At 43.4% G+C, this 756-nt stretch carries 2 rRNA genes; both read right to left on the bottom strand.

From position 1 onward, the window contains the following. Positions 1-232: ribosomal RNA gene (locus L1D44_RS21665) — 23S ribosomal RNA — on the bottom strand; the annotation flags it as partial. Between the two features lie 340 nt (positions 233-572). Further along, a 16S ribosomal RNA gene (locus tag L1D44_RS21660) occupies positions 573-756 on the bottom strand; the annotation flags it as partial.

The raw sequence follows: 756 nt of genomic DNA, 5'->3' as shown, positions 1-756 counted from the left end.
ATCTCGGTTGATTTCTTTTCCTCCGGGTACTTAGATGTTTCAGTTCCCCGGGTTCGCCTCATTAACCTATGTATTCAGTTAATGATACTAGCTTATGCTAGTGGGTTTCCCCATTCGGACATCGTTAGCTCAAATGCTTGTTACTAGCTCGCCAACGCTTTTCGCAAGTTACTACGTCCTTCATCGCCTCTGACTGCCAAGGCATCCACCATATACGCTTAGTCACTTAACCATACAACCCAAATAAGTCTCTATGAGATTATCCGTTGTTTTATCAGGGTAGATAAAACAGTCGTATCGCAACTAATGGTTTCTACTTTCGCCAAAATTAGAATTTTAATCACAGTCGTTAAACTGTAATCCAAGACACTTAATGTTAAGTGTTTTGAGAACTCAATTTTTAATTTCGCAATAATCTTTCGATTATTACTATCAGCTTTCCAAATTTTTAAAGAGCATTGTTACTGCAACAAGGCAGAACAAGTGTCGCTCGCCTCTTTCGAGACAAACAAGCAATCTGTGTRRACACTCAACGCAATTTCTTACTAACAGAGTCAAGTTAGTCGTATAGGTAAGGAGGTGATCCAGCCCCAGGTTCCCCTAGGGCTACCTTGTTACGACTTCACCCCAGTCATGAACCACACCGTGGTAAACGCCCTCCCGAAGGTTAAGCTATCTACTTCTGGTGCAGCCCACTCCCATGGTGTGACGGGCGGTGTGTACAAGGCCCGGGAACGTATTCACCGTAGCATTCTG

It is taken from the genome of Shewanella sp. Isolate13 (assembly GCF_022398325.1).
Classification (GTDB): Bacteria; Pseudomonadota; Gammaproteobacteria; order Enterobacterales; family Shewanellaceae; genus Shewanella.
The sequence above is the reverse complement of the archived record's forward strand: the minus strand, read 5'-3'. Positions and strand labels throughout refer to the sequence as shown.